Annotated in this window: 24 protein-coding genes; 14 read left to right on the forward strand and 10 right to left on the reverse strand. The window is 57.2% G+C overall.

All coding sequences use genetic code 11. The features are described 5' to 3' along the window. Positions 1-13 precede the first annotated feature (13 nt). Positions 14-2,506 carry a fimbria/pilus outer membrane usher protein gene (locus V3W49_RS18115; RefSeq protein ID WP_500147373.1) on the forward strand — a complete coding sequence of 831 codons (2,493 nt, stop codon included), beginning with the start codon at positions 14-16 and terminating at the stop codon, positions 2,504-2,506. Between the two features lie 15 nt (positions 2,507-2,521). Next, entirely contained in the window at positions 2,522-3,586 is a 1,065-nt protein-coding gene (locus tag V3W49_RS18120) for a fimbrial protein (RefSeq protein ID WP_500147375.1), read from the forward strand. A gap of 29 nt (positions 3,587-3,615) precedes the next feature. Here the strand turns inward: V3W49_RS18120 and V3W49_RS18125 are convergent, their stop codons facing one another. Continuing rightward, complete coding sequence (locus V3W49_RS18125; RefSeq protein WP_500147377.1) at positions 3,616-4,014, reverse strand: LuxR C-terminal-related transcriptional regulator; 399 nt, start codon at positions 4,012-4,014, stop codon at positions 3,616-3,618. 817 nt (positions 4,015-4,831) lie between these two features. Between V3W49_RS18125 and V3W49_RS18130 the strand changes: the two genes are divergently transcribed. The 11 genes from V3W49_RS18130 (at position 4,832) to V3W49_RS18180 (ending at position 15,774) form a co-directional block, all read left to right on the forward strand. Beyond that, entirely contained in the window at positions 4,832-5,452 is a 621-nt protein-coding gene (locus tag V3W49_RS18130; RefSeq protein ID WP_500147379.1) for a LuxR C-terminal-related transcriptional regulator, read from the forward strand. Between the two features lie 282 nt (positions 5,453-5,734). After that, positions 5,735-6,097, forward strand: a complete 363-nt coding sequence (locus tag V3W49_RS18135; RefSeq protein ID WP_500147380.1) for a copper resistance protein — start codon at positions 5,735-5,737, stop codon at positions 6,095-6,097. Between the two features lie 52 nt (positions 6,098-6,149). Continuing rightward, positions 6,150-8,180 carry a protein-disulfide reductase DsbD family protein gene (locus V3W49_RS18140; protein WP_500147381.1) on the forward strand — a complete coding sequence of 677 codons (2,031 nt, stop codon included), beginning with the start codon at positions 6,150-6,152 and terminating at the stop codon, positions 8,178-8,180. Then, positions 8,180-8,896, forward strand: a complete 717-nt coding sequence (locus V3W49_RS18145; protein ID WP_500147382.1) for a DsbA family protein — start codon at positions 8,180-8,182, stop codon at positions 8,894-8,896. The genes V3W49_RS18140 and V3W49_RS18145 overlap by 1 nt, the downstream gene beginning before the upstream one ends. After that, positions 8,886-9,395, forward strand: a complete 510-nt coding sequence (locus V3W49_RS18150) for a redoxin domain-containing protein (protein WP_500147383.1) — start codon at positions 8,886-8,888, stop codon at positions 9,393-9,395. Before V3W49_RS18145 ends, V3W49_RS18150 begins: the two co-directional genes overlap by 11 nt. A 121-nt stretch (positions 9,396-9,516) precedes the next feature. Beyond that, the gene (locus V3W49_RS18155) at positions 9,517-10,452 is read left to right on the forward strand and encodes an Rpn family recombination-promoting nuclease/putative transposase (RefSeq protein ID WP_500147385.1); all 936 of its coding nucleotides are present in this window, start codon (positions 9,517-9,519) and stop codon (positions 10,450-10,452) included. Between the two features lie 170 nt (positions 10,453-10,622). Beyond that, positions 10,623-11,879: a cytosine permease gene (gene codB, locus V3W49_RS18160; RefSeq protein WP_500147386.1), complete on the forward strand. Its 1,257-nt coding sequence runs from the start codon at positions 10,623-10,625 to the stop codon at positions 11,877-11,879. A gap of 1 nt (position 11,880) precedes the next feature. After that, on the forward strand, positions 11,881-13,110 hold the full coding sequence (locus V3W49_RS18165) for a PucR family transcriptional regulator (protein WP_500147388.1): 1,230 nt from the start codon (positions 11,881-11,883) through the stop codon (positions 13,108-13,110). Beyond that, entirely contained in the window at positions 13,110-14,348 is a 1,239-nt protein-coding gene (gene codA / locus V3W49_RS18170; RefSeq protein ID WP_500147389.1) for a cytosine deaminase, read from the forward strand. Before V3W49_RS18165 ends, codA begins: the two co-directional genes overlap by 1 nt. Before the next feature lie 225 nt (positions 14,349-14,573). Further along, on the forward strand, positions 14,574-15,143 hold the full coding sequence (locus V3W49_RS18175) for a carboxymuconolactone decarboxylase family protein (protein ID WP_500147390.1): 570 nt from the start codon (positions 14,574-14,576) through the stop codon (positions 15,141-15,143). Then, complete coding sequence (locus V3W49_RS18180; protein ID WP_500147391.1) at positions 15,136-15,774, forward strand: CDP-alcohol phosphatidyltransferase family protein; 639 nt, start codon at positions 15,136-15,138, stop codon at positions 15,772-15,774. Before V3W49_RS18175 ends, V3W49_RS18180 begins: the two co-directional genes overlap by 8 nt. On the opposite strand, the gene V3W49_RS18185 is transcribed toward V3W49_RS18180, so the two are convergent. The 9 genes from V3W49_RS18185 to V3W49_RS18225 form a co-directional block, all read right to left on the reverse strand. Continuing rightward, positions 15,771-17,081 (reverse strand): rhodanese-like domain-containing protein, encoded by a 1,311-nt coding sequence (locus V3W49_RS18185; RefSeq protein WP_500147417.1) that lies wholly within the window; start codon positions 17,079-17,081, stop codon positions 15,771-15,773. The two genes, V3W49_RS18180 and V3W49_RS18185, sit on opposite strands and share 4 nt — an antisense overlap. Positions 17,082-17,167: 86 nt before the next feature. Continuing rightward, a complete protein-coding gene (locus V3W49_RS18190; protein WP_500147392.1) occupies positions 17,168-17,800 on the reverse strand; it encodes an ATP-binding cassette domain-containing protein in 633 nt (210 codons plus the stop codon). Next, complete coding sequence (locus V3W49_RS18195) at positions 17,800-19,335, reverse strand: ABC transporter permease family protein (protein WP_500147394.1); 1,536 nt, start codon at positions 19,333-19,335, stop codon at positions 17,800-17,802. Before V3W49_RS18195 ends, V3W49_RS18190 begins: the two co-directional genes overlap by 1 nt. Then, on the reverse strand, positions 19,308-20,480 hold the full coding sequence (locus tag V3W49_RS18200) for an ABC transporter substrate-binding protein (RefSeq protein ID WP_500147396.1): 1,173 nt from the start codon (positions 20,478-20,480) through the stop codon (positions 19,308-19,310). The genes V3W49_RS18195 and V3W49_RS18200 overlap by 28 nt, the downstream gene beginning before the upstream one ends. Before the next feature lie 9 nt (positions 20,481-20,489). Further along, positions 20,490-21,170 (reverse strand): TVP38/TMEM64 family protein, encoded by a 681-nt coding sequence (locus V3W49_RS18205; protein WP_500147398.1) that lies wholly within the window; start codon positions 21,168-21,170, stop codon positions 20,490-20,492. 318 nt (positions 21,171-21,488) lie between these two features. After that, entirely contained in the window at positions 21,489-21,647 is a 159-nt protein-coding gene (locus tag V3W49_RS18210; protein WP_016535928.1) for a YqaE/Pmp3 family membrane protein, read from the reverse strand. A 113-nt stretch (positions 21,648-21,760) separates the two neighbouring features. Next, complete coding sequence (locus V3W49_RS18215; RefSeq protein WP_500147400.1) at positions 21,761-22,162, reverse strand: hypothetical protein; 402 nt, start codon at positions 22,160-22,162, stop codon at positions 21,761-21,763. After that, positions 22,141-23,391 carry a cyanate transporter gene (locus tag V3W49_RS18220; RefSeq protein WP_500147401.1) on the reverse strand — a complete coding sequence of 417 codons (1,251 nt, stop codon included), beginning with the start codon at positions 23,389-23,391 and terminating at the stop codon, positions 22,141-22,143. Before V3W49_RS18220 ends, V3W49_RS18215 begins: the two co-directional genes overlap by 22 nt. 197 nt (positions 23,392-23,588) lie before the next feature. Next, positions 23,589-23,912, reverse strand: a complete 324-nt coding sequence (locus V3W49_RS18225; RefSeq protein ID WP_500147403.1) for a hypothetical protein — start codon at positions 23,910-23,912, stop codon at positions 23,589-23,591. Positions 23,913-24,414: 502 nt separating this feature from the next. Between V3W49_RS18225 and V3W49_RS18230 the strand changes: the two genes are divergently transcribed. Then, positions 24,415-25,269, forward strand: a complete 855-nt coding sequence (locus V3W49_RS18230) for a LysR substrate-binding domain-containing protein (protein WP_500147405.1) — start codon at positions 24,415-24,417, stop codon at positions 25,267-25,269. The last annotated feature ends 4 nt before the right edge of the window (positions 25,270-25,273 follow it).

Genomic DNA, 25,273 nt, shown 5'->3' on the forward strand with positions numbered 1-25,273 from the left:
GGAATAGCTCGTCATGGAATGGAAACACAACAGACTCTGTCTGCTGGCCGTTTGTTCGCTGCTGCTTGCGCAGAAATCTGGTGCGGTAACGTTTGATACCAGCCTGTTGGCCGGTATGTCGGGGGAGTCCGATCTGTCGCGCTTTTATGAGAATAACGATATTCCTGCCGGAACTCAGGAGATGGATATCTACGTAAACAGCAACTGGAAAGGGCGCTATGCCGTGATTTTCGGTGAAAAGCGCGATGATATTCGGCTGGCCTGGAAAGATGCTTCGCTGTTAGGGATTGATACAGCCAGGCTTTCCGACGCCAAAAAACCGCAGCGGCAGGTTAGGCTGCACGATCTGGTGCAGGGCGGCAAAGTGGATGTGGAAGCCAGTACCCTGAGTATTCGTCTGACGGTGCCTCAGGCGTACGTTTCGCACATGGAAGCAGGTTATGTCGCGCCTCAGTTCTGGGATGAAGGGCTACCTGCGCTCATGCTCTCTTATAACCTGACTTACTATAACACCCGTGCCAAAACCGGAAATAAAGAGAGCGATGATGACTTTTATGCGGGGCTGGAATCTGGCGCTAACCTGTTCGGCTGGCAGTTTCGCGATAGCAGTTCGTGGCGTAAAACTTCAGGGCAGAGCGGTGAATGGCAGAATAACACCCGCTATCTGCGTCGTCCTGTCGCCGCGATTAAATCCAATCTGACCATTGGCGACTTCTATACGCCCGGAGATCTGTTCGACTCGCTGCGTATCCGCGGTGTGGCGCTTTCTACCGAAATGAAGATGCGCCCTAACTCCCAGCAGGGGTTTTCGCCGATCGTTCGCGGCGTTGCTCGTACTAATGCCCTGGTGAAGGTTATTCAGAACGGCAATATCATTTATCAGGAAAACGTGCCGCCCGGGCAGTTCACGCTGGATAATATTCAGCCTACCGGATCGGCGGGGGATCTGCTGGTGGTGGTTCGCGAGGCGGATGGATCCGAGCAGTCCTTTAGCGTTCCTTTCTCGGCGGTGCCCGGTATGTTGAAAGAGGGGGTGAGCGAATACAGCGTGATGGCCGGTAAGGTGCATCAAACGACCATTGATGACGACCCCGCCTTTGTTCAGGGGACCCTGCGCTACGGCTTTAATAACCTGGTGACCGGTTATGTGGGCTCCATTGTCAGCGATAACTACCAGGCCGGGCTACTGGGGGCGGGCTGGAACCTGCCCGTCGGCGCGATTTCCGTGGATGTGACCCACGCCCGCACGCAGCTTCAGGATCACAGCGACAGCGGTCAGAGTTTTCGCATTGCTTACAGTAAATTCGTGGATGTCACTTCCACTAACTTTACGCTGGCGGCTTATCGCTATTCTACCAAAGGTTATTACACCTTTAGCGACGCGCTCTATTCACGGGAAGGCTATCAGCGTCTGCATAAACAGTACGATGATTATCGCGATCGGTTTGGTGAAATGCCAGCCTTGGATCTCAACGCCTGGGATGCGCTGCGCGCTGCGCGCCCGAAAAATACCTTTACGCTTAACCTGAACCAGCGGCTGACCGGCGGCTGGGGAACCGTTTTCTTTTCCGGCACCCAGCGCGATTACTGGAGTACCAGCCAGAGCAGCCGTGAGTATCAGCTGGGCTACTCTAACGGGCTGGGGCGCGCCAGCTATACGCTATCCGCAAGCAGGGTCAGAAACAGTGAACGTGACGAAGAGACGCGTTTTTACGTCTCGCTCAATCTGCCGTTTTCGATGTTCGACAACAGCGCCTGGCTGACGACCAGCCTGACGGCCACTGACTCTCACTACGAACAGAGCAATATTGCGCTAAGCGGTAACGCCCTGGACTCGAATCGCTTGAGCTATTCACTTTCCGGCAGTAACCAGCGTGGCGGCAGCAACATGGCGAGTGTTAATACCGCCTATCGTGCCAGCTTCTCAACTCTGGGCGCCTCTTATAGCGAATCCTCCGACTATCGCCAGGCCGGCCTGAGCAGTCGCGGCAGTCTGGTGGCGATTCCCTGGCATCTGCTGACGTCGAACGAGATCGGCAGCACCATGACGGTGGTCGAAGCGCCGAAGGCTCGCGGTCTGATGGTCAACGGTGATGAAAGCATTGTGACCAATAGCGATGGCCTGGCGCTGGTGCCTTATGCCACGCCATATCGTAAGAATTCAGTGACGCTGACTAAAACGGATAACAGCAGCGGCGCGGAGATTCTGGGCAATATGGCCAACAGCGTGCCTTATGATGGCGCGGTGAATTATCTGCGTTTTGAAACGGATAACCGCAGTGCATGGCAACTGCGCGCCACCGCAGCGGACGGCAAACCGCTGCCATTTGGCAGTGAGGTCTTTAATCAGCGTGGCGATTCCGTGGGGTTTGTGGGGCAGGCCAGCACGCTCTACATCCGGGCGGACGCGCAGCCGACGCAGCTTAAGGTCCGGTTACGCAACGGCAGCTGTACGATAAACCATCCACAGTACGGGCTGAACAACGCCACATCTTACTGCCAGTAAAAACGGGATAGCATCATGATAAGGTTATTGATTTTAGTGCTGCTGGCGGGCTTTAGCGCTTCCAGCTACGCCACCTGCGCCAGCGGGAGCATCCAGTATGCCGCACCGATTAATGTCGATCTTTCCGATAAGCTGAGTCCGGCGACGCCGGAGTGGACGGGCACCTATAGCACCCAATATTCCGGGAGCTTTAACTGTACAACGGGTAACAGTCAGTTCGCTTATACGCCGATTCTCTCAACGGACAGCAGCTACGCGACCATACTGGGATTTAGCAATAATAAGTACAGTGTTCGGGCCGAAATTACCGACGAGCATCCCAATGTCACTCTGGATAAAGGCGGCAGCCATAGCGCGTCAGAGCTGAACACCAGTTTTACCGTGCGCTTCACTCTGGTGAGCAAACAGGGCACGGCGCTAACCGGAGATACGGCGACCCTGAACGATGTTTTGTTTGTCAGCGATATGAGCGGATTGTCATTCTGGGAAGTCATTACGTGGCCGATTAACCAGATTGGTAAGATCCTCCAGTGGCTGTTTAATGGCTTTAACTGGCCCTATGACAACCGCGATATGTTCGGCCAGCCGATGATCGTAAAGTATGCGCCGAAGCTGACTACCTGTGTGTTCGATAACGCGGGTCTTACCGTGACGCTGCCAACTCTGGGGATTGGCCAGGTTACTGCTTCCAGCCAGCCGGGGCTGACGCCTTTTACTCTGAATATGCGCTGTGAGTCGCTGGCGAAGAATAATACCTCTGATCGGGCCATCGAGATGTTCCTGTCGAGCAATAATCTGCTGTCTGGCGACAGTTCCGTGCTGGTGGATAACAGCAGTGATGCCGCCAGGGGCGTTGGGCTGCGGGTGGTAAAACGCGAAACGGGGGATACGCCTGTGACTTTTTCGAGCTCCACCACCAGCCGCGGTAGTGCTACTGCCATCTATAGCGTAGCGGCGGGCGGAGCGCTGAGCGAAAACTTTACCATTCCCATGGCCGTTTACTATTACCCCTATGCGCCGCAAAGCGTGACTCAGGGGAAAATTAATACCTCCGCTACTCTCAACATTATCTATCCATAATGGGGTGGGGCAGAGAATCTGCCCCGTCACTATCTGACATTTTCCATCAGCAACAGGTATTTCGCCAGTTCGCTGTTGCTGGTAACGCCCAATTTTTTCATCGCGTTATGCTTCTGAGTGGCGATGGTGCTGACCGCCCGGTGCTTGATTTGGGCGATTTCATTCAGCGTAAAGCCCTGGGCCATCATATGCAGAACTTCTCGTTCGCCTGGCGATAGCGGAAAGCGCTGTCTGCCAGCGCTGCGCGTTCTCGCTTTCAGATAAGCGGAAATAAAAGGTGCGCCGGGTTCGGGTTGCTGAAGATGTGCTATCGCTTTTTGCAGTTCAGCGCTGTTGTCATACAGACTTAAGGTCGCGTTGAACTGCATCGAGATAATATATTGAATCAGCCATGGACTGGCGCTGGGAACAATTATGACGCGCCGCACATCGCAGGTTTTGCAGTAGTGAGCTATATCGCCGTTTATGAATCGATTAAAAGATTTATGTGCGAACAGAAAACTAAACTCGCTAATAAGGATGTCGGGTGGGTTTGTTGAGATTATTGTGAATAGCGCATCAATATCGTCATTAAACAGAATGGACTGTTGGGGATAATGGCATTCATCTTCAAAGAATCGATTAATCATATCCCTGAAAATGTTATCCCGATAAAATACGGCTATTCTTGTGTTGCCTGGGGATTTATCCATTTTATTTTATTACACCATCATTGAATGGATGAATGATATGGGAATTGCACTGGCTCCTCAAGTCATGACACTGAGTTATCTACCAGGATAAATGCGTTGTTACAGTAAAAATCCTGGCGGCGTTGGCTAATGATGCGTGATAACCGCGACAATGCACACTCCTGATGCGAATGAGCAACTTTTTGTTGACGTTAAAAACATGGAGAAACGACCTGTTTGTGATATTAAAAACCTTATAAATATTAAAATTGGAATAAAAAACTGAATCTAATATTAATCAGGGGTTAATTTCATTGTTTAATATATTAACCCGATATTTTTATTTTATGTTGGCTGATTGTTGTAGAATCTATTTACTTACAGGTGTTAGGGGCTTATCTTTTATTAACGATTTATCTCAATGATTATTCCTGGTACAGGAATTAACTGGCTTTTCCGGCAGGGCTGGTAGAGATTGCTAATTAGCGTTGTGAGAAAGGCTGCTCATCACCGGGCAGTGCATTACCCATCCCTATCTGCATTATGCAGGATGGTTGATATAAGGAGGTTCGTTATGGGAACCAAAAAGGAAATGAATATTGCTGTTGTTGATACCTGTGAGTTTACCTTAATTGGTCTTGAGCAACTGGTAAGCAGAGATCCAGTGAAGTCTATGAGTATTCACTTCCATAGTTTTACGGAGATTACCGATTTATATAACAGCCAATGTGATTATGATGTTGTTATTTACGATCCGTTAAACATCCGGGATTTTATGGTTAATGTGGAACAGGATGTTCAGACGATCAAGCAGCGCTACCCGCAGACCCGTGTTTACATCTATTCGGCCTCCGTTGGCTTTCTTAAGGTATCGAGCGTGGACGGGATGTTCAATAAGAGCATTTCTCTGGGGGATCTGGAGGTGCTGTGGCGCATCATTATCGGTCGGGTTTTCAGCATTGGCGCCAGTTACCACCTGAATATCTCCGTCGAGACGGGTAAGCGCGCGAGCCTGACCAGTGAAGAGGCCAGCGTATTGCGGGGATATGCATGGAACCTGAAAACTAAACAGATCGCCCGGCTGCTGGGGTGTAACGTCAGGCAGGTGTACTTCTACAAAAGCAACGCCATGAATAAGCTCAAGATCATGCGCGGCCCGGCCTTCCACCAGCAGCTTCGCTGCATTTTGAACTGACTCGTGGCTGTGGGCAGGGCACTGGAGTCCTGCTCCGCTGGTTATTTAATGGCGCTTTCCGGAATATTCGGGAAGGTCCGGGGGGATATTTGCGTAGCCGTCAGCACTGTCTTCATAGATATGGTCAGCTTGACTTTATCTTTCAGTCGGCGGCATAGCCCCGGGAATCGCACGCCATACCGGTTGTGTCTCGTGGTCGCTGACAAACAAATCTTTACAGCGCAGTCATTGCGAAATCGCGCCGTCTGGCTAAGATAAGCCTCACTAATAACCGGGGGTGTCATGGTCAAACGGCAGCGAATCGCTGGCTGGTTTCTGGGTCTGGCATGCGTTGTGATGCTGGTTTGCATCGCACAGCGCGTGGCAGGTCTGCATGCCCTGGCGCAGGTCGCTCTGCCTGTGGCCGTTGCCGATACCGGAAACGCTAACGTGTCCGACGAAGCGCCGGTTTCCCCCTGCGAACTCAGCGCGAAATCCCTGCTGGCGGCGGCGCCGGTGCTGTTCGACGGCGTGGTGCTGGCGCTGGCGTTACTGCTGGCTCTGCTGGCGCCGCGTCCGCTGGGACGTTTACGTCTTGCACCGCCGCCCGCGGCCTCCCCTCCTTCCCTCAGAGTTCATCTCCGATTATGCGTATTCCGTGAATGAGTCGCAGCCTGTCTTTTTTTTCAGGTTAATGACTTAGTTACGGAGAAAATCTATGTCTGTTTTACTCAGGCGAGCGCTGCTCTGCCTGTTATGGCTGTGGCTGCCTGCAAGCTGGGCGGCGGACAGCGGTTGGCTGCGCGCGCCGGACAACCAGCATGCCAGCGTACGACTGCGCGCCGGGGGCCCCCAGGGCAACGATCGTATAAACCTGCTGCTTGATATCAAGCTGGAGAAGGGCTGGAAAACCTACTGGCGATCGCCGGGGGAAGGGGGCGTAGCCCCCTCTATCCGCTGGAACAGTGATGGTATTAATGCGCGCTGGCAGTGGCCGACGCCGCACCGTTTTGACGTGGCCGGTATCACTACTCAGGGGTATAAAGGCGACGTCACGCTTCCCATCGAACTACAGGGCCGTCTGCCGGGCAGGCTTTCCGGCGTGCTGACGCTCTCTACCTGTAGCAATGTCTGCATTCTGACCGACTACCCGTTCCAGTTGGATCTCACCAGCCCGACCGGGCCGCAGTTTGCCCATGACTATGCCCGGGCGCTGGGGCAGGTTCCGCCGGAGCAGGGGCTGACCCGAACCCTGAACGCCGGATATCGTTCGGGAGAACTGGTGGTAACGGCAACTCGTGACGGAGACTGGCGTCAGCCCGAACTGTTTCTTGATAACCCGGACGATGCCTCCTTTGGCGAGCCGGATTATCAGATTGAGGGCGAGCGGTTAACGGCGACGGTACCGGTGACCGATAGCTGGGGCGATAAGGCGCCGGATCTGCGAGGTCAGCATCTTTCACTGGTGCTGGCCGATGGTGATATGGCTCAGCAGAGCCAGTTAACGGTGGGCGCAGCAGGTCAGACTGTGTCTGGCGCGGGTGTCGGCCTGTGGCAGGGGATTCTGGCGGCGCTGTTGGGGGGCTTTATCCTCAACCTGATGCCCTGCGTGTTACCGGTGCTGGGGATGAAGCTTGGCAGCATACTGCAGGCCCAGGGGCAGAGCCAACGCCAGGTGCGGCGTCAGTTTATCGCTTCTGCCGCCGGGATCCTGGTCTCCTTTCTGGCGCTGGCCCTGATGATGACGCTACTGCGCCTTAGCAATCAGGCGCTGGGCTGGGGCGTTCAGTTCCAGAGCCCATGGTTTATTGGTGGCATGGCGCTGGTAATGGTGCTATTTAGCGCCAGTCTGTTCGGGCTATTTGAACTACGTTTGTCTTCCGGAGCCACCACATGGCTGGCTACCCGGGGCGGTCACGGCACCATGGGGCACTTCTGGCAGGGGGTTTTCGCGACCCTGCTGGCGACGCCCTGTACCGCGCCGTTCCTTGGTACCGCTCTGGCGCTGGCGCTGGCGGCGCCGCTGCCGGTGCTGTGGGGCATTTTCCTGGCGCTGGGGATCGGTATGAGCCTGCCGTGGTTGCTGATCGCCGCCTGGCCGACGCTGGCGCTGCGGCTGCCGCGTCCCGGACGCTGGATGAACGTGCTGCGTACCGTGCTGGGGTTGATGATGCTGGGCTCGGCCCTGTGGCTGCTGAGCCTGCTGGCGCTGCATATTGGGCGTGGCGCCGCGCTTGGGGTGGGCATTGCGGTTGTAGCACTTATGCTGGTGGCGGTGGCCTGGCGCTACGGCTGGCGTGTCGCCGGAATCAGCACCAGCGTGGCGGTGTTAGTGGTGGGCGGCGCGCTGTTTGGCGCTTCGCTGACCAGCGAAAAGCATCCGCTGCGCGACGACGTGAACTGGCAGCCGCTTAGTGAGCAGGCTATTCGTCAGGCGCTGGCCGACAATAAACGGGTATTCGTGGACGTCACCGCTGACTGGTGCGTGACCTGTAAGGCCAACAAGTACAACGTTCTGCTGCGCGACGAGGTTCAGAGGGCCCTGAAGGCGCCGGATGTTGTGGCCCTGCGTGGCGACTGGAGCCGTCCGTCCGCTGAAATTACCGCCTTCCTCAACCGGCGCGGCAGCGTCGCAGTCCCCTTCAATCAGGTGTATGGGCCCGGTCTGCCGCAGGGCAAAATTTTGCCGCCCCTGCTGAGCCGTGAAGAGGTCCTGAATACCTTGTCTGAATCCAAAGGAAAAAAATAATGAGAATACTGACTTTTATTCTGCTTTTTTGTCTGGCCCCGCTAAGTATGGCGGCACCGTTTACCCCCGAACAGGAGGCGCGCATTAAAGAATTAGTGCGTGAAACCATGGTATCCGAGCCGGATATTCTGGGCCAGTCGCTGGATGCCTGGCAGCAGAAGGGCAGCGCGGAACGCGTGCAGTCGGTGCTATCTTCTCACAAAGATGCGCTTTATTACGATGATGCCAGCCCGTCGATGGGGGCCGAAAAGCCGCTGCTGACTCTGGTGACCTTTACCGACTATAACTGCCCGTATTGCAAACGCTTTGACCCGGAGCTGGAGCGTATTGTGAAAAATAATCCGCAAGTGCGGCTGATCATTAAGCTGATTCCGTTCCGGGGAGAAAGCTCAATCACTTCGGCAAGGGAAGCGCTGACGGTATGGCGCAAGGATCCTCAGCACTTCTGGGCGCTGCATCAGAAGCTGATGGCGAAAAAGGGCTACCATGACGATGCCAGTATTCGTACCGCCATACAGAAGTCCGGTGCGATGGCGGTTGAGGCGGATAAGCAAAGTGAAGAGACGCTGCGCACCAATCTGAAGCTGGCTGAAGCGCTGGGGGTGCAGGGAACACCTGCGACGCTGGTTGGTGATGAGATGCTCTCCGGAGCGGTTCCCCGGGAAGAGCTGGAGGCGCTGGTAAAGGAGCAGCTGGCGAAAGCTCGTGGCGGCTAAATGGCGCCGTCGCTTGCGGGAACTGCTGATGATGCTGGCGTTAACGGCCGGGGTTGTGCTGGTGGTGGATACCCTGCGTTCGCCGACGGTTTCGGTTCGACAGCTGAGCCAGCCGCTGCATACCCTGGAGGGAAAGAGGGTGGATCTGGCGGCGCTTAGTCAGGACAAACCGCTGCTGGTCTATATCTGGGCCACCTGGTGCAGCATCTGCCGTCACACCACGCCGGGTATCGAGCAACGGGTTCGGGACGGGGATAACGTGCTCACCATCGCGCTGCGTTCCGGCGATGATGTCAGCCTGGGGCGCTGGCTGAAGCGCCGACAGCTGTCGATGCCCGTGGTTAACGATAGCCGCGGACGGCTGGCCGCCGCCTGGCAGGTGGGCGTGACGCCTACCCTTCTGGTGGTTTCCAGAGGGAAGGTGGTGTCCAGCACTACCGGTTGGAGCAGCGGCCCGGGCATTCAACTGCGGTTATGGTGGGCCAGGTTGATGCAGTAGAAAACAAGCCGGGGCACTGCGTCCCGGCTTTTTTGCGTAACGTTACGCAGGCTTAATTCAAAAATCTTACCGCAGTTCCATGATCTGTTAGCGTGGCGAAAAATTTTTCGGAGTCAGGACGATGAAGAAAACGCCAACGTCGGTACCCCATGATGGACTGTTTAAAACCTTTCTGACCGATCCGGCGGTCGCCCGGGACTTTCTGGCGATCCATTTGCCGCCTGCGTTATTGCAAATTTGCGATCTGAATACCTTGCAGCTGACGTCGGGATCCTTTATTGAAGAGGATCTGCGTACCTGGTTTGCCGACGTGCTCTACTCCCTGAAAACGATAAACGGAGAAGGGTATCTTTACGCGCTGATTGAGCATCAGAGTAGCCCGGATCGTCATATGGCTTTTCGCCTGATGCGCTACTGCATCGCCGCGATGCAACGTCATCTGGATGCAGGCCATGATCGGTTGCCGCTGGTGATGCCCATACTGTTTTGCCATGGGCGCGCCACGCCCTGGCCTCATACTTTGAACTGGCTGGAATTGTTTGACGATCCTGGCGTTGCGCATCAGTTGTACAGCCAGAGCTTTCCTGCTGTTGACCCAGGGACGCTGGCCGATGACGATATTATGAAACACCGACGTGTGGCGGTGCTGGAATTACTGCTCAAACACATTCGTATTCGGGAGCTGGCTGAGATTAAGGAGTCGCTAATTAGCCTGCTGAGCCAGGGATATAGTACTGAGACGCAGCGAATGGCTTTGCTTAACTGGATGGTGCAAACCGGTAATGCCGCTGAACCCACGGCGCTGTTAGAAGAACTGGCGCACCGGTTACCACAATACAAGGAGGAATTTATGACGATCGCACAGAAGCTGGAGCAAATAGGGCGGGAGCAAGGGCTGGTGCAAGGACTTAAGCAGGGACGTCTGCAGGGTGAACTGGAAACGACAAGGAAAATCGCCCACACCATGCTACAGAATAATATGGATGACGTGACCGTCATTAAAATGACCGGTATCTCAGAAGATGAGCTAAACCAGATTCGTCACAATGCACTTTAATGGTGCAAAAAAAGATTTGCGCGCACTATTATGGTGCGCATCGCTTTGTTTGCCGTCGATAAGTGTGCAATTTGCACACTTATCGCTATCCTCTGCGCCCTGTTTTCACTGGCACATTTCTTGCTAATAACAGTCCGTTTATTATGGGTTAATTGCAGAGGAATCGCCCTATGTCGGCCAGTAACGAATTTCCCCTGAGCGAAGCGCCTGAACACGGGCGCCGCGGACTGTTTTCCATCGCAATGGTGTTATTCAGCTTTACCTTCTTCACCGGCACCATGTTTGCCGGCGGCAAGCTGGGGGTGGCATTCCCCATCGTCGAGATGCTGTGGATTGCGGCGATTGGCAATACGCTGCTGGCGCTCTATGCGGCGGCGCTGGGCTGGATTGCGGCGCGCAGCGGCCTGAATACGGTACTGATGGGGCGCTTCTGCTTCGGAGAAGCAGGCAGCCGACTCTCCGACTTTTTGCTCGGGTTCGCCGAACTGGGCTGGTACGCCTGGGGAACCGCCACGCTGGCGATTTCGCTGGTTCGCCTGCTGGCGCTGCCGGAATGGCTGACGATTCCGCTAATGGTGCTGTTCGGGCTGGGATTCTGCATCACGGCGCTGGTGGGCTTTAAAGGGCTGGATATGCTGTCGCGGGTTTCGGTGCCGCTGATGTTTGTGCTGCTGGTGGTATCGATGTGGATTGCCACCCGCCACGCCGGCGGCTGGCAGGGGATGACCGCTATTGCGCCCAGCCAGAGCATGGGCTGGTCAGCCGCTATCACCATGGTGTTTGGCACTTTCGCCAGCGGCGCCACTCAGGCCACCAACTGGACCCGCATGGCGCGCGGCAGCGGCCCGGCCATCGGCGCCAGCCTGATCAGCTTTTTGATCGGCAATGGTCTGATGGTGGTGGCCGGCGCCTGGTGCGCCGTGGTGTATCAGCAGTCGGATATCGTCGCTGTAATGATGCTTCAGGGGCTCTCTGCGGCGGCGGTCATTATGCTGTGTCTGAATCTGTGGACGATTCAGGGGCCGACGATTTATAACGTTTCCGCCGCCGCCTGCCATCTGTTGCGCAGCGAGCGCCGTCGCACCCTGACGTTGCTCAGCGCCGGTATCGGTATCCTGCTGGCCATTGGCGGCATGTATGAAATGCTGATTCCTTTTCTGGTGCTGCTGGGCAGCATTATTCCGCCGGTGGGCGGTGTCATTATCGCTGACTACTGGTTCCACCGGCGCGGTCGTTATCCCTCTGTGCAGACTGCACAACTGCCGCGTTATAACTGGGCCGGATTAACCGCCTACGGCCTGGGGGCGCTGTGCGCCTGCTTTTCGCCCTGGGTTGCGCCGCTGGTGGGTATTGGCGTGGCGGCGCTGAGCTATATGATATTTACCGGACTGGCGAGACGCCCGGCCGCGGCGGCCCAGAGGCAGTAAGATGAGCATGACGATTGGCGATATCCTGGCGCTGGAAGGGCTGGGAGCGCTTCGTCTCAGGGCGGGAAAACATGCGCTGCACGCGCCGGTGCGCTGGTACTACGTGGCGGAAAACGAAGGCATTGCCGACTGGGTGATGGGTGGTGAGCTAGTCTTTGTCACCGGCATTAACCATCCGCGGGATGAGGCAAACCTGCTACAGCTGCTGCGCGAAGGGCGAGAGCGCGGCATCGCCGGAATGGTGGTGCTGACCGGGCCGGATTTTATTCGCGCGATTCCCCCGGCAGCCATTGCGCTGGCCGATAGGTTGAATATCGCCCTGATCGAGCAGCCTTATCTGCTGAAAATGGTGCTGGTCACTGAGCTTATCGCCACTGCTTTGGTGCGGCGCGATCAGGTGGAGCGTTCGCGGCGTGATATGCTGCTGCAACTGCTGACCGGAGATTACCCCGACGTGGAGATCATTCGCCAGCGCGCCCGTAGTCAGAACCTGGATCTGTCGCTGCCGCTGCGGGTGGTGGCTTTTCGGCTGACCGGCGCCGCTGCGCTGTTTCGCGAGCTGCCCGGTGAAACCGCAGAGGCGCGGCTGCAACAGGCGCGCCAGATCGCCAGCCAGCGGCTGGAGGTGCTGCTGGGCCAACTGGATAATCCCTTCCCGCTGCTGGTGACCGGGCAGATGTTTATTATGCTGCTTCCGGAGCCGGGGCTGTCGCGTCATAAGCAGCGCCTGCAGCAGTGGTTGCAGGAAGGAGCGGAAGACTCGCGCGAGCCGCTGGGGCTGCTGTGCGGCGCGTCGTCTGCCGTTACCGATTTACGTCACTGGTCGAATGCCCTGGCACAGGCGCGACGGGCGCTGGATGTGGCTGCCGGTCTGGCGCCGCGCCAGCGCCTGTGCGACTACGATCAACTGGGCGTGATTAAGCTGCTCAGCGCCGTGGGCGATAGCGCCCTGCTGGCGGATTTCGCACGTGACACTCTGGGGCGGCTGGTCGACCCCGGACGCCGCTCCCCTTATCTGCTGGTGGAAACCCTGGAGGCGCTGATTCAGGAAAACGGCAACGCGCTGCGCGCCGCTGAACGGCTTTCCATCCATCGCAACACGCTGCATCAGCGTTTGCAGCGCATTGAACAACAATCCGGCCATACGCTGGACGATCCGCAGTTTCGGCTGGATGCCGCCGTGGCGCTGCTGATCTGGCGTATGTCCCAGGCCAAACTACAGGAGTCCTGATGAAGATTATCAACGCTCGTTTACGCCGCCGCGAAGGCTGGTTCAGTATCGATCTGGACGGTGAACGTATCGCCGGCGTTACCCCGCAGTCCGCGCCACGCGCGCCGTTCGAAGGGGAGCTGGATGCCGAAGGCGGGCTGGTGATCCCGCCGCTGGTGGAGCCCCATATCCATCTGGATGCCACCCTGACCGCCGGAGAGCCGGAATGGAATATGAGCGGCACGCTGTTTGAGGGGATCGAGCGCTGGGGCCAGCGCAAGGAGACTATCACCCATGACGACACCAAAAGCCGCGCCCATTCCACCATTGGCTGGCTGCGCGATCACGGTATTCAGCACGTGCGCACTCACGTGGATGTTACCGATCCAAGCCTTGCCGCGCTGAAAGCGATGCTGGAAGTGAAAGAAGAGGCGCGGGATCTTATCGATTTGCAAATCGTCGCCTTTCCGCAGGAGGGGATCGAATCCTTCCCCAATGGCCGTGCCCTGATGGAACAAGCGGTGGAGATGGGCGTTGACGTGGTGGGGGGGATCCCGCACTTTGAAAATACCCGCGATCAGGGCGTCAGTTCGGTGAAGTTTCTGATGGATCTGGCCGAGCGTAGCGGCTGTCTGGTGGATGTGCACTGCGATGAAACCGACGATCCACAATCGCGCTTTCTGGAGGTGCTGGCCGAAGAAGCTCGGGTGCGCGATATGGGGGCGCGGGTCACCGCCAGCCATACCGTGGCGATGGGATCTTATGATAATGCCTACTGCTCCAAACTGTTCCGTCTGCTGAAGCGCTCCGGGATTAGCTTTGTCTCCTGCCCGACAGAAAGCATCCACTTGCAGGGGCGTTTTGACACCTGGCCGAAACGCCGCGGCGTTACCCGGGTGGCGGAGCTGGACAGAGCCGGAATGAACGTCTGCTTTGGGCAGGATTCGATTAAGGATCCCTGGTATCCGCTGGGCAATGGCAACATCCTGCGGGTGCTGGATGCCGGGATGCATATCTGTCATATGATGGGCTATGAAGATCTCCAGCGCTGTCTGGATTTCGTGACCGATAACAGCGCCAGAGCGCTTAACCTGGGCGACCGTTATGGTATTGAAGCGGGACGCCCGGCGAACCTGGTGGTTCTGGATGCGCAAAGCGATTATGAAGCCCTGCGCCGTCAGGCGAAGGCCAGGATCTCCATCCGCAACGGTAAGGTGATTCTGCGTCGCCACCCGGAGCGTCTGGAATATCCGCACTAGTTACCTGTGGCCGGTATCCGGCGGAGTCAAACCCGCCGCCGGCCTGCAGAGCCTGCGATTGTCGTTAAGCCGTATTGCTTGATGAGGCGGGAAGCATCGCTTCCCGCCCGTGCGATGCCTGATACGCCCCTTTGCTGTTTTTATTATCCTTATCAATACTTTCTTCATAACGTCGCACTATGATACCGCCTCTCATTTTCCATGAATTTCTATAAGGAGCTCCCGGTGAAAAACGGCCAGCCCTGGGTGAGTCCGCTGCGTCATATTCCCCTGACGCTCAGACCCATTGCATCAATGCAGCAAAAACACTTTGGCCTGGTACTGAACCCGACCCGCTGGTGGGGGCGCCTGCCGTGGTTGTTCTGGCTGGTGGCCCTGATGGTCGGTTTTCTGGAGCGCCGCCGGGCGCGCCTGGCGCCTGAACTGCGGGCGCTGTTAATGACCCGGGTGTCACAGCTGTGCGAATGTGCGTTTTGTATTGACGCGAACTCGCTGCGCCTGGCTCAGCGTAGTGGCTCACTGGATAAGGTTCAGTCCGTGGGGCAGTGGCGGCAGTCGTCGCTGTTTAGTCCGCAGGAGCGTGCTGCGCTGGAATACGCCGAGGCGCTGACCGCCACACCACCGAAGGTGGAAGACGACCTGAAAGCAGCGCTGAAGCGCCACTTTTCCGATAGCGCCGTCACCGAGATGACTGCGCTGCTGGCTTTTCAGAATTTATCGGCGCGCTTTAACGCGGCGCTGGATATCCCACAGCAGGGGCTGTGCGTCCGTGAGGGGAGGCGCGACGATGCTTGATCGACATATTCATCCGGCGCTCAAGCCGTATCTGAATCGCATGGCAGCAGCACTGGACAGACCCGCCGTTACACCGGACGGTTTAACGCTGTTGGGATTCGCGAGCGGCGTACTGGCGTTGCCCTTTCTGGCTCTGGGCTGGTATCGGGTGGCGCTGATAGCGATTGTCATTAATCGCCTGCTGGATGGGCTGGATGGGGCGCTGGCCAGACGCAGGGGGCTAACCAGTGCAGGCGGCTTTCTGGATATCGCGCTTGATTTTCTGTTCTACGCGCTGGTGCCTTTCGGCTTTGTTCTGGCAGACCCCGCGCATAACGCGCTGGCTGGTGCCTGGCTACTGTTTGCTTTTATCGGCACCGGCAGCAGTTTTCTGGCCTTTGCGGCGCTGGCGGATAAATATCATATCGCTAACCCAGGCTACTCCCATAAGTCATTTTACTATCTGGGGGGACTGACCGAAGGGGGAGAGACGATAATATTGTTTGTCCTCTGCTGCCTGTTTCCGGCGCAGTTTCCGCTGCTGGCCGGAATATTCGGCGTGCTGTGCTGGCTGACCACCCTGACCCGGATATGGGGAGGCTACCTGACGCTGAAGGAGGCGCAGCGCCAGGCAGGAAAGGATACCGCCTAACGCACGCTATCCGGGCTGCGTTCGCCGCGAACCACCGGATTGTGAGGGTCGCTGCTCCATTCGTACCAGCCGCCGTCATAGAGCGCAATATCAGGCCAGCCCATGGCGCGGGCATACATAAAGGCTTCGGCGGCGCGCCAGCCGGTGCCGCAATAGAAAGCGACTTTCTGAGCGGCTGTAATGTGCCATTCGCGCCACATTGCGGCGATGTCGGCGGCGCTGCGCATGGTGCCATCCGGGTTATGGAAATCTTCCATATGGGTGGCGTCGCTACCGGCATGTCCCCAGCGGGCGCCTGCGATTTCGCCTTTTGGCTTAATGTAGGTATAGCCGCTGGTCACACCGGTGAATTCCGGCCAGGAGCGAATGCTGACCAGGGAGGCATCCTGACGGTGCAGCATGGCGCGTGCCTGAGCGGTACTGACCATTAACTCGGGACTGCCAGGCATAGTGCCGCCGAAATCTGGAGCTGGCTGTACGTCCGGCGGCATTCCGCGCTCTACGGGGAGGTTACTGGCGGACCAGCTTTTCCAGCCTCCGTCCAGCAGGCGTACATCGCTTACGCCGGAGTACAGCATAATCTGCGCAACCCTTGCCGCGGCATAGACATCGCGCCCGTAGAGGATAACGGTGGTGTCATGGCGGATACCGTGTTTCGCCAGCATGCTTTTCAGTTGCGTATCTGAAACCTTATTCCACAGCGGCTCGCTTTCAACTTCATTGGTGTCGATATAATCCGCGCCGGGAATATGGCTCAGCAGATAATATTTCGGCGCGCCCCAGCCGGCCTCCAGGATTTTAAAATCCCCGGCGGGAGCGGCGGTAACGGCTTTACCCCGTTGAAGATCGTACAGCCATTGGGGATAGACCAGTTGTTCGAAATGAGCCAGCTTTTGCAGGCGCTGGGGTTGCGTCAACCCGTCGCTAAGTGTGGTGACCTTATGAAACCCGGCTTGATTCAGGCGCCCGGCGACGGTTTGAATATCGCGGGGCGCGCCGTACAACGCAATGGGCGTCGCTGTGTTGATCCGATGCTGGCGCGCCCAACTGGTGAGCTGTTTGTCGTTCATCTCGTTTAGCCAGGCGGCGGCCAGATTTAACGCATCGGGTTCGTGGCCGGATGTGGCTCCGGGCTGCTGCGGCCAGCCATTGTAAAAAGCGCTCGGGCGGGTATCTATCGCCACGCCGTTAGAGGCATGCAACTGCTCAAGGGTCAACGGCGCCATTGTGACGGCCGCCAGGGCAGAGAGGCTGGCGGCCAGACCAATAATCAAGGTCAGCGCACGCAGGGGAAGGTTTTTTTTCATCGGAATGCCTTCGGTTGTCGATAACCGGGGAATACTGGCCTGGCGTCTGGAAAAAAACGTTGCGCTAACGCAGATACGGCGCAGATTCATTGCCATTGCTCCATTCTCAGACAGCGGCCCCCCGGAGGAATGTCGGCGATATCGTGAGTGACCAGCACGACCGGAATTGCCAGCCGCGCCGCTTCGCTGAATACCCGGCGGCGAAAATTATCCCGCAGCGTGGCGTCAAGATGGCTAAAGGGCTCATCCAGCAACAGGGCGCGAGGGTGGGCAAGCAGGGCGCGCAGCAGGCTGACCCGGGCACGCTGGCCACCCGAAAGGGTTGCCGGATCGCGTGGGAAAAAGTCCGCCAGCCCGGCATTTTCCAGCGCCTGCTCGACAATGGCCCGCCGCGTGGCGCGATCGGCGTTCGGTGGTAGCGCCAGCAGCAGGTTGCGGCCGACGTTAAAGTGGTCGAACAGGAGCGGATCCTGGAGCAGCAGCCCCATCCGGCGCCGTTCTATGGGTAGACTATCGTAGCGCTCTCCACCTATCCATAGCTCGCCGCTGGCCCGGAATGCGGCATCGAGGGCACCCGCCATCCAGGCGAAGAGCGTTGATTTTCCGCTGCCGGAATCACCCATTAGCGTCAGCGTTTCGCCGGGGGCGACCTGGAAAGAGACGTTGCGTAACAAAGGGGCGGAGGCGACGGAGATAGTCAGATTTTTAACTTCGAGCATTAGCGTAACCCCCTTCGGTAATGGCCCGCGAGCCGGGTAAGCAACGCCGCCAGCAGGAAAAACAGTACGGGTAGCATCAGCTGCCACAGCGCCCGGGAGGCCAGAATCTGAGGCTGGCCTGCGCTACTCAGGGCCACAGCTTCGGTGGTTAGCGTGGTAATGCGGCCCGCACCTAACCACAGGGTGGGCATATACTGGGCAATGCTTACTGAAAAACCGATAGCCAGCGCCGTTAATAGTGGCCGCAGCAGCAATGGACACTTGATGGTCAGAAAAATGCGAACCTGTCCCCATCCCAGGCTGCGTGCGATGAGGATCTGGCGTGGATCGAGCCGTCTCCAGGCTGGCTGTATCACAAACAGCATCCAGGGAATGGCCCACAGCAGGTGTCCCCACACCACGGTGAGCCACTCGCTGTCTACCTGGAACGCCAGCGCCAGGCGATACTGTCCAGCCGCCAGCGGCAGGGCCGGCAGCAGCAGCGGCAACCAGACCCAGGCATGGCCGCGCCGGGGGCCCCATTCCAGCCACAACAAAATCACGATAAGCGCGCAGCCGCTAGCGGTCAGGGCCAGTAGCAGGCTGTTGAGAATGCTGGCAGGCCCGGGAAGCGAGTTTTCCGCCTGGAACAGTAAAAATAGCAGGCACAGCGCGCCACTCAGTGGTAGCAGAGCGGCGAGCGTTTTTCCGGCAGTCCACTGGAGACCGGGGCGACGTCGTCCGCTGAAGTCTGGCACCCGGCGACACCATATCCGCCAGAGCTGGTGGAGCGCGACAGCCAACAGCAGCGGCAGTAATACCAGCAGCAGACAGGCCAGCATGCCCTTATCCTGCTGCTGTGCGTCTCCCTGGTTAAGCCACTGCCACGCCAGTACCGCCAGGGTAGGAGGATTGCCGGGGCCAAGAACGAGCGCGACATCCACGACGGAAAATGACCAGGCGCAGGTCGCCAGCAGCGCGATACTTAATCCCGGCGCCATGGCGGGCAATAGCAGATACCAGAGGCACTGCCAGCGGCCATATCCCAGGCTTTGTAGCACCAGATGCTGTCGTCTCAGGTGAGGATCGCCGAGCAGGCCGTAACTGACCCATAGCAGAAACGCACTCTCCTTTAGCGCCAGAACCAGCCCCAGTCCGACACCGTAGCGATCGGCGCCCGGCGTTAGCAAAGGCCAGTGCTGCCATAGCCAGCCGCCTTCGGCAAACAGGAGCAGTGCGGCGCTGGCGCATGCGACATGGGGGATGGCCAACAGCCAGGGCAGGCGTGAAGCCAGGCGATGCCAGGAGGCGCCTGGCCACAGGGCGGCTACCAGCGTTAAGAGGATAAGCGTCGCGCCAATTACGGCAATGCCGCCGGAAACCAGCGTTGCCGTTAATGCCTGCCATAGCTGGACGTCGCATAGTAGCTGCTTCCAGCGCTGCGCCTTGAGCGCCGCAATGAGCAGTTGCCAGACCGTTGGCACCAGCGGCAGATAGATAACCCCCATCAGCCCCCAGGCGACCAGGGTCAGTGCGTGCCGTAACGGCGCAGCCATTCCTGCTCCAGTACCTCTATCCAGCCGGCATGGGGTTCGGCCAGTACCGGTGTTTTATCCTGCTCGCTAAAAGCGGCAAGGGCATGACGTTGCTCTTGCGTCAGGCGTTGCGGATCCAGCACGCTGGGGTCGCCCCAGTGTGTAGGGTCGGCCTTGCGAATTTGCGCCTCAGGGGACAGCAAAAAATTGGCGACCACCATGGCGCCAGCGCTGGCTCTGGCATTGGCCGGAATAGTGACAAAGTGCACATTGCCTATCATTCCCTGACGAAAACCGAAACCATAGCTTTCCTTCGGCAATTCGCCGCTTGCCGCTTTCTGGCGGGCATGCTGAGGGTTAAACGACAGTGAAAGACGAAGCACGCCCTGGGCGAACATCTGATCCATGCGGGCAGGGGAGAGGGGGAAATCGCGCCCCTTGCGCCATAGCCAGGGATGCAGCCGATCCAGATAGTCCCAGAGTGGGGCCGTTACCTGCGCCATGTTTTGGGGATCTGGTGGTTGTGCCAGCGCCTGTGGCCGCTCGGTAAGCGCCAGCAGCATCTGTTCCAGAAACGCGGTACCGGTGAAGTCCGGGGGGCGCGGATAGCTGATGGTTCCCGGATGATTGCGGGCAAAGTTTAGCAGCTCTTCGGGGTCGCCTGGCGGTTGCGGTGTCCGATCGCGGCGGGCAATAAAGGTGAGTTGCGCGCCTCCCCAGGGGGATTCCGCACCGTCAGTGGCCGTGGAGAAATCTTCGCGTACCGGTAGCCGGGTATCCACGTAATGCCAGTTGGGAAGGCGTTCGGCCCAGCCTGTGCGAACCAGGTGGTTTTGCTTCAGGGTATGGAAATTTTCGCCGTTAATCCACAGCAGGTCGATGGAGCCGCCGTGGCGACGTCCGGCTGCGGCCTCCGTCTGAATACGTTTTACCGCATCGGCTGCGTCGGCAAGCGGAACGATGCGCAGATCGATAGCGTAGTCGCGCTGCATTCTGGCGCTTACCCAGTCCAGATAGCGATTAACTGAGGGATCTCCGCTCCAGGCGTTAAACCAGACGGTCTGGCCCTGGGCCTGTTCTTTAATCTGCTGCCAGTTTTGCGTTGCAGCGGCGTGTCCGGCCAGTAACAACAGAATCCCTGAGAGATAATAACGCGCAAGGCGCATGGAGGCTCCTTAGTGAGATAGCAGACGTTTTAGCAGCCAACGTGAAACCAGTGGCAGCAGCCCGATAAGCGTAAACGCCAGCAGCATTCCCGGTGAAAGTATTCCCTTCAGTTCGCGTAGCTCGCCAAGCCGACAACCGGCATTCAGGTAGACCAGGGTTGCGGGCAGCATACCTAACTGGCTGACCCACCAGTAACGGGCGACGCTCAGCCGGATCACCCCAGCCAGTAAATTGACCAGGAAAAAGGGAAACAGCGGCATTAAGCGTAGCGCAAAAAGATAACAGGCTCCGTTACGTGCCATACCGGCGTTAATCGCCGCTATTTGACGCGGAAAGCGTGACGTTACCCACTCAGCCAGCATATAACGGCTAAAAAGCATTGCCAGCGTGGCGCCGGCAGTGGAGGCGAATGAAACCAGAACTCCCCCCGTCCACAGACCAAATACGGCGCCGCCAGACAGCGTCAGCAAAGTGGCTCCGGGGAGCGAGAGCGCCGTAACGGCCACATAGAGCGTAAAGTAGCCGAGTGCGGCGGTCAGCTGGTGTTGCTGATACCACTGACTAAAGGTCACCTTGTAATCGCGCAGAGCTGAAAGCGACAGCAAATCCTGAGGCAACAGCAGGCTAAACGCAACGATGGCGCTGGCAAGCAGCGCCAGAAACGTCAGTTTCAGGCGATATGATTTCATTGCTGAATTGAACCCCGGAAGCGGATACATGGGACGGTAACGCTTAACCTTCCTGACTGTAAGGAAAACAGTGTAGCGGCCTTTGGTCAGCGGGAACAGCTTCTCTTTGTTGTGAATTTATCCTGGCTGCCGATATCAATTTGTGGCGCGGGGATAAAATACCAGCTCTGATGCAGCCTTACCCTGAATCACCAGACGGACATCCGCACGGATAGCGGCAGAACATAAAACGTGGCTAAATATCTTTTTATTGCGATGGCGGATGAGCGTATGAAACTGCATCGAAAACGGGCCAGCCCTGGGGCCGACCCGGGAGAATTAGTCGCGGGTCTGTACCCAGAAGGCGTGAATCAGGCCCGGGATATAGCCCAGCAGAGTAAGGATAATATTCAGCAGGAATGCCCAGCCGAACCCTTTACCCAATAGCACACCCAGCGGTGGCAGGATGATAGTAAAAACAATTCTCCAGAAACCCATAGTACCTCCTGTATCAATACAACTCACTGTTTTAAATCACTATCTATTAGTTTAGCCGGGTGACGTCAGAGCGCCAGCGCCGCGTTAGCGATTTTGACCAGGCGACGTTTGAATCAGGCAGAAATCGCGGTTTCCTGCAGGAAGCGCCAGTATGGTTTTTGGTCAATGATTTCAATCATCGCCACTGACCAGCGAGCCTGAACGCTATCGCCATCATGGTGGGTTTCCCGATAGCGGCAGACGACCAGGCCTTTTTCCTGCGCCAGGGTTTCGCAGGCGTCAATGTCAATGCGTAACGCCGGGCGCGCTCCGGCCAGGCGCTGAAACAGCGCTTCTACTTCAGTTAGCCCTATGGTCTGGCCGCCGGTGGTGATCATAAGGAAATCACGGTGAAAACTGCCCATCAACCTCTCCCGCACGGCGACGCTATCGGGGGCGCCGCGAAATACCGCCTCGATCCACTGATGTAATTCCACCAGGCTACGGCGGGCGATCAGCGCGTTTTCTGTTGACATAAGGACTCCTGTGTTTGGTCGGAGCAGGGATTATCCGTAGTCGCCGTGTCTCCGGCAAGGGGCGAAAATGCCTGGTGATAGCTGCGTGGGTGAAAGCGCAGGTTAAGCAGCATCAGCCCACAGATAATCGCCAGGTGCAGCGCCCAGGCGCTATGCAGGGAGCTGGTCAGGGCGCGTAACTGACCGGCGACGAACGGCATGATACCGGCGATGATAAATCCTACGCCCTGAACGAAAGCGACCAGACGTGCAGAATGGCCCGGATGCGCCAGGTGATCCAGCGCCAGAACCAGCGTTAGCGGAAAGGCGCCGCCCAGTCCCACGCCGGCGGTGACGGCCCAAAGCCACGGAGCGGCGAGTGGATGAAACAGAAAACCGCTCAGCCCTACGGCCTGAAGCAGCAGACACAGCAGGATCAGAGCGCGTCTGTCCTGGCCGCGAGTCAGTAGCGGCAGAATCAGAGCGCCACAGACCTGGGCTGCGATCATCAGCGCCAGTAGGGCGCCGCTGGCCTGAGCGGGCCAGCCGTTGCTCATAAAACTGTCCGGTAGCCAGGCTATCAGTGAAGCGTAGGTGCCGTTAACCAACCCGAAGCTGAGCGCCAGCGCCCAGGCGCGGGGAAAACGGTGTAGCGCGGTACGCATTCGGGGCCGCTGTGATTCAGTACGGGCGGGCTCCGTCAGCCGTACCGCCAGCCACAGCAGCAGAGCCAGCAGCACCAGAATGCTCCAGCCGGAAAGGGCGAGGGAGGTCGAGAGTCGTTCCGCCATCCATGGGGTCAGCGCCGCCCCCAGGCCGCCGCCGCCCATTAACGCGCCTGACCACAGGCCGGTGACTGCGGCGCTACGATAAGGGAAGCGTTGACGAATAGCGCCCGGCATCGCCATTTGAACCAGCCCTATTCCTGAACCGCCCAGTGCGGCGGTGATCAGCAGCGCGCTACCGGACTCCGTCCACTGGCGCGCTGCCGTACCGAATAACAGTAACGCCAGTCCGGTGATGAGAATCCGACGAGCGGGATAGCGCTGCAAGAGTCCGCCCGCCAGGCAGGCGATAGCGCCCATCATGACCATTGGCGCTGCCGCCAGCAGCGATGCCGGCGCGTTGCCGACGCCCATAGCACTTTGCAGATGCGGCAGCAGCGTGCTGACAGAGGTAAGAAGCGGGCGCATGGTCAGACCCGCCGCCACCAGCGCCAGCAGCGTTAACAGGGAGGATTCTCTCTTCACTGGAACTCCGGGAGGTTAAAGATACCGGTCAAGGGCACACTATGCGCCAGGCCGGTAGCTATCTGGAAATTAAATCCTGGCATGGCGAGCAGTGGGAAAATGAATACTAATCAGAGATGGGATATCTACCGGGACGGGGGCAGCCCAACATTGAGGGAGAAGCGTCTATGCTTTTATTTCCAGTGAATAGATGAACTTTAAAATTTATTTTTGGGCATAGCCAGAAGATAAAGTAAGGAAAAAAATAGCGATCCCCAGTAAGTTGAATCATAGCGGTAGGGATCAAAGTTGATATGTAAGAAGTTTTTTACAAAGTCGTATCCATTGGCAAATATATTAATTTGAATTGCTGCGATGGCAATCACGAAAAGGGAATAAAAAATAAATAAAGAATATTTATGGGCCTTGTTTACTTTACTTTTTCCAATGTAAAGTAGTACGAAAATTAAGATGGATACTACAAAGTAGAGCACTACAGGCCAGAAGGGGGGCTGAAAAAGATCAATACCTTGTTGCATCATTAATTCTCTTTAGACAATTGACTGTTTTTGATAATTGGTACATTTGCCACCCGGTAATACTGCTACTGGTAAGGCCCAGTGCCAGTGATGTGTTAGTCAATGCCTCCCTGATAAGTCAGACAGTTCGATTCTATATCGCGCTTTATTCGTGCGATAAATCTCATGGCGTCACAATAGAGATCGGAGGCTCCGTACAGTATATGTTTTGTTGAAAGAGTCTGTGACAGCTTATTCCATTCTCCGGCTCTGTTTTCGAATTGATCTTTATCCCGGTTGTGAGAATACATCTTACAGCCCTTACTTTCCTGGATTTTGTCAGCATATTATCTTATTTATCATATGTGTTGCAAAATTGTGATAATCAGGAGGGAGACGGCGAGTAAACCGCCTGTAACCTTAGTCAGATCACGCTCCCGGGAGAAAATCCCTGAATAAAGATTGCCCCTTTCCCTCATCGGTTACTATCATAAAACCCAATTTCAACATCCCCAGCAGTGGAAAAATGAATCGTTATCCGATGTTTAACGCACAGCAGCTGGTGAGCTTTGTGGCGGTGTGCGAAACCGCTAGCTTTACCCGCGCCGCTGAGCGGGTCTGCCTGTCACAGTCAACGGTCAGTCAGCAGGTGCGGCGACTTGAGGCATCGCTGGGTAAGGCGCTGCTGTTGCGCTCTTCTCATGACGTGCAGCTAACGGAAGAAGGGGAAAAACTATTGGGCTACGCGCGACGGATTATCGCCCTGAACGGCGAAGCCCATGACATTCTGAGCGAGCAGTGGCGCGATGGTGTGGTGCGCCTGGGGGTGCCGGAGGATTATGCGGCGCCCACGACGCCGCTGCTGGCGGAGTTCAGCCGCCAGCATCCCCATATGCGGCTCGATATTATCAGCGGGATGAATGTGGAGCTGCGCCGGGCCTGGCAGCGCGAAGAGCTGGATATTATGTTGATCAAGCAGCCTGGAGGGGAAAAACCGCAGGCGGCGCGCCCGGAACCGCTGTTATGGCTCGACAGCCGGGAACGTCCGGCATTTGAACTGTCGCCTGTGCCGCTGGTGGTTTTTCCTCAGGAGGGGCTGTATCGCGAAGAGCTATGTCAGGCGCTGGATGAATGCGGGTTAAGCTGGCGCATCAGCTACTGCAGTGCCAGCCTGCAGGCGCTTGTCGCTGCCAGCGCCGCGGGGCTGGGGGTTACACTGCTACCCGCCAGTTGCCGTCAGGCCCAGCACCGGGTGCTGGGCGCTACTGAGGGTTTGCCGATGGTTGATCATTTTGAACTGGCTCTGTTTTGCCGGGAGGGGGCAACGCAGCTTCAGCAGGATCTGGCCGGAGCTCTAATTCGGTTCTGTGGCCTGAGCTGAATCA

Origin of the sequence: Rosenbergiella sp. YN46 (assembly GCF_036620675.1) — a bacterium.
Classification (GTDB): domain Bacteria; phylum Pseudomonadota; class Gammaproteobacteria; order Enterobacterales; family Enterobacteriaceae; genus Jejubacter.

What these genes read in the sequence shown, in the direction of transcription:
- V3W49_RS18115 (WP_500147373.1), top strand. Translation starts at nt 14, where the DNA reads ATGGAATGGAAACACAACAGACTCTGTCTGCTGGCCGTTTGTTCGCTG.
- V3W49_RS18120 (WP_500147375.1), top strand. Translation starts at nt 2,522, where the DNA reads ATGATAAGGTTATTGATTTTAGTGCTGCTGGCGGGCTTTAGCGCTTCC.
- V3W49_RS18130 (WP_500147379.1), top strand. Translation starts at nt 4,832, where the DNA reads ATGGGAACCAAAAAGGAAATGAATATTGCTGTTGTTGATACCTGTGAG.
- V3W49_RS18135 (WP_500147380.1), top strand. Translation starts at nt 5,735, where the DNA reads ATGGTCAAACGGCAGCGAATCGCTGGCTGGTTTCTGGGTCTGGCATGC.
- V3W49_RS18140 (WP_500147381.1), top strand. Translation starts at nt 6,150, where the DNA reads ATGTCTGTTTTACTCAGGCGAGCGCTGCTCTGCCTGTTATGGCTGTGG.
- V3W49_RS18145 (WP_500147382.1), top strand. Translation starts at nt 8,180, where the DNA reads ATGAGAATACTGACTTTTATTCTGCTTTTTTGTCTGGCCCCGCTAAGT.
- V3W49_RS18155 (WP_500147385.1), top strand. Translation starts at nt 9,517, where the DNA reads ATGAAGAAAACGCCAACGTCGGTACCCCATGATGGACTGTTTAAAACC.
- codB (WP_500147386.1), top strand. Translation starts at nt 10,623, where the DNA reads ATGTCGGCCAGTAACGAATTTCCCCTGAGCGAAGCGCCTGAACACGGG.
- V3W49_RS18165 (WP_500147388.1), top strand. Translation starts at nt 11,881, where the DNA reads ATGAGCATGACGATTGGCGATATCCTGGCGCTGGAAGGGCTGGGAGCG.
- codA (WP_500147389.1), top strand. Translation starts at nt 13,110, where the DNA reads ATGAAGATTATCAACGCTCGTTTACGCCGCCGCGAAGGCTGGTTCAGT.
- V3W49_RS18180 (WP_500147391.1), top strand. Translation starts at nt 15,136, where the DNA reads ATGCTTGATCGACATATTCATCCGGCGCTCAAGCCGTATCTGAATCGC.
- V3W49_RS18185 (WP_500147417.1), bottom strand. Translation starts at nt 17,081, where the DNA reads ATGAAAAAAAACCTTCCCCTGCGTGCGCTGACCTTGATTATTGGTCTG.
- V3W49_RS18190 (WP_500147392.1), bottom strand. Translation starts at nt 17,800, where the DNA reads ATGCTCGAAGTTAAAAATCTGACTATCTCCGTCGCCTCCGCCCCTTTG.
- V3W49_RS18195 (WP_500147394.1), bottom strand. Translation starts at nt 19,335, where the DNA reads ATGGCTGCGCCGTTACGGCACGCACTGACCCTGGTCGCCTGGGGGCTG.
- V3W49_RS18200 (WP_500147396.1), bottom strand. Translation starts at nt 20,480, where the DNA reads ATGCGCCTTGCGCGTTATTATCTCTCAGGGATTCTGTTGTTACTGGCC.
- V3W49_RS18205 (WP_500147398.1), bottom strand. Translation starts at nt 21,170, where the DNA reads ATGAAATCATATCGCCTGAAACTGACGTTTCTGGCGCTGCTTGCCAGC.
- V3W49_RS18210 (WP_016535928.1), bottom strand. Translation starts at nt 21,647, where the DNA reads ATGGGTTTCTGGAGAATTGTTTTTACTATCATCCTGCCACCGCTGGGT.
- V3W49_RS18215 (WP_500147400.1), bottom strand. Translation starts at nt 22,162, where the DNA reads ATGTCAACAGAAAACGCGCTGATCGCCCGCCGTAGCCTGGTGGAATTA.
- V3W49_RS18225 (WP_500147403.1), bottom strand. Translation starts at nt 23,912, where the DNA reads ATGATGCAACAAGGTATTGATCTTTTTCAGCCCCCCTTCTGGCCTGTA.
- V3W49_RS18230 (WP_500147405.1), top strand. Translation starts at nt 24,415, where the DNA reads ATGAATCGTTATCCGATGTTTAACGCACAGCAGCTGGTGAGCTTTGTG.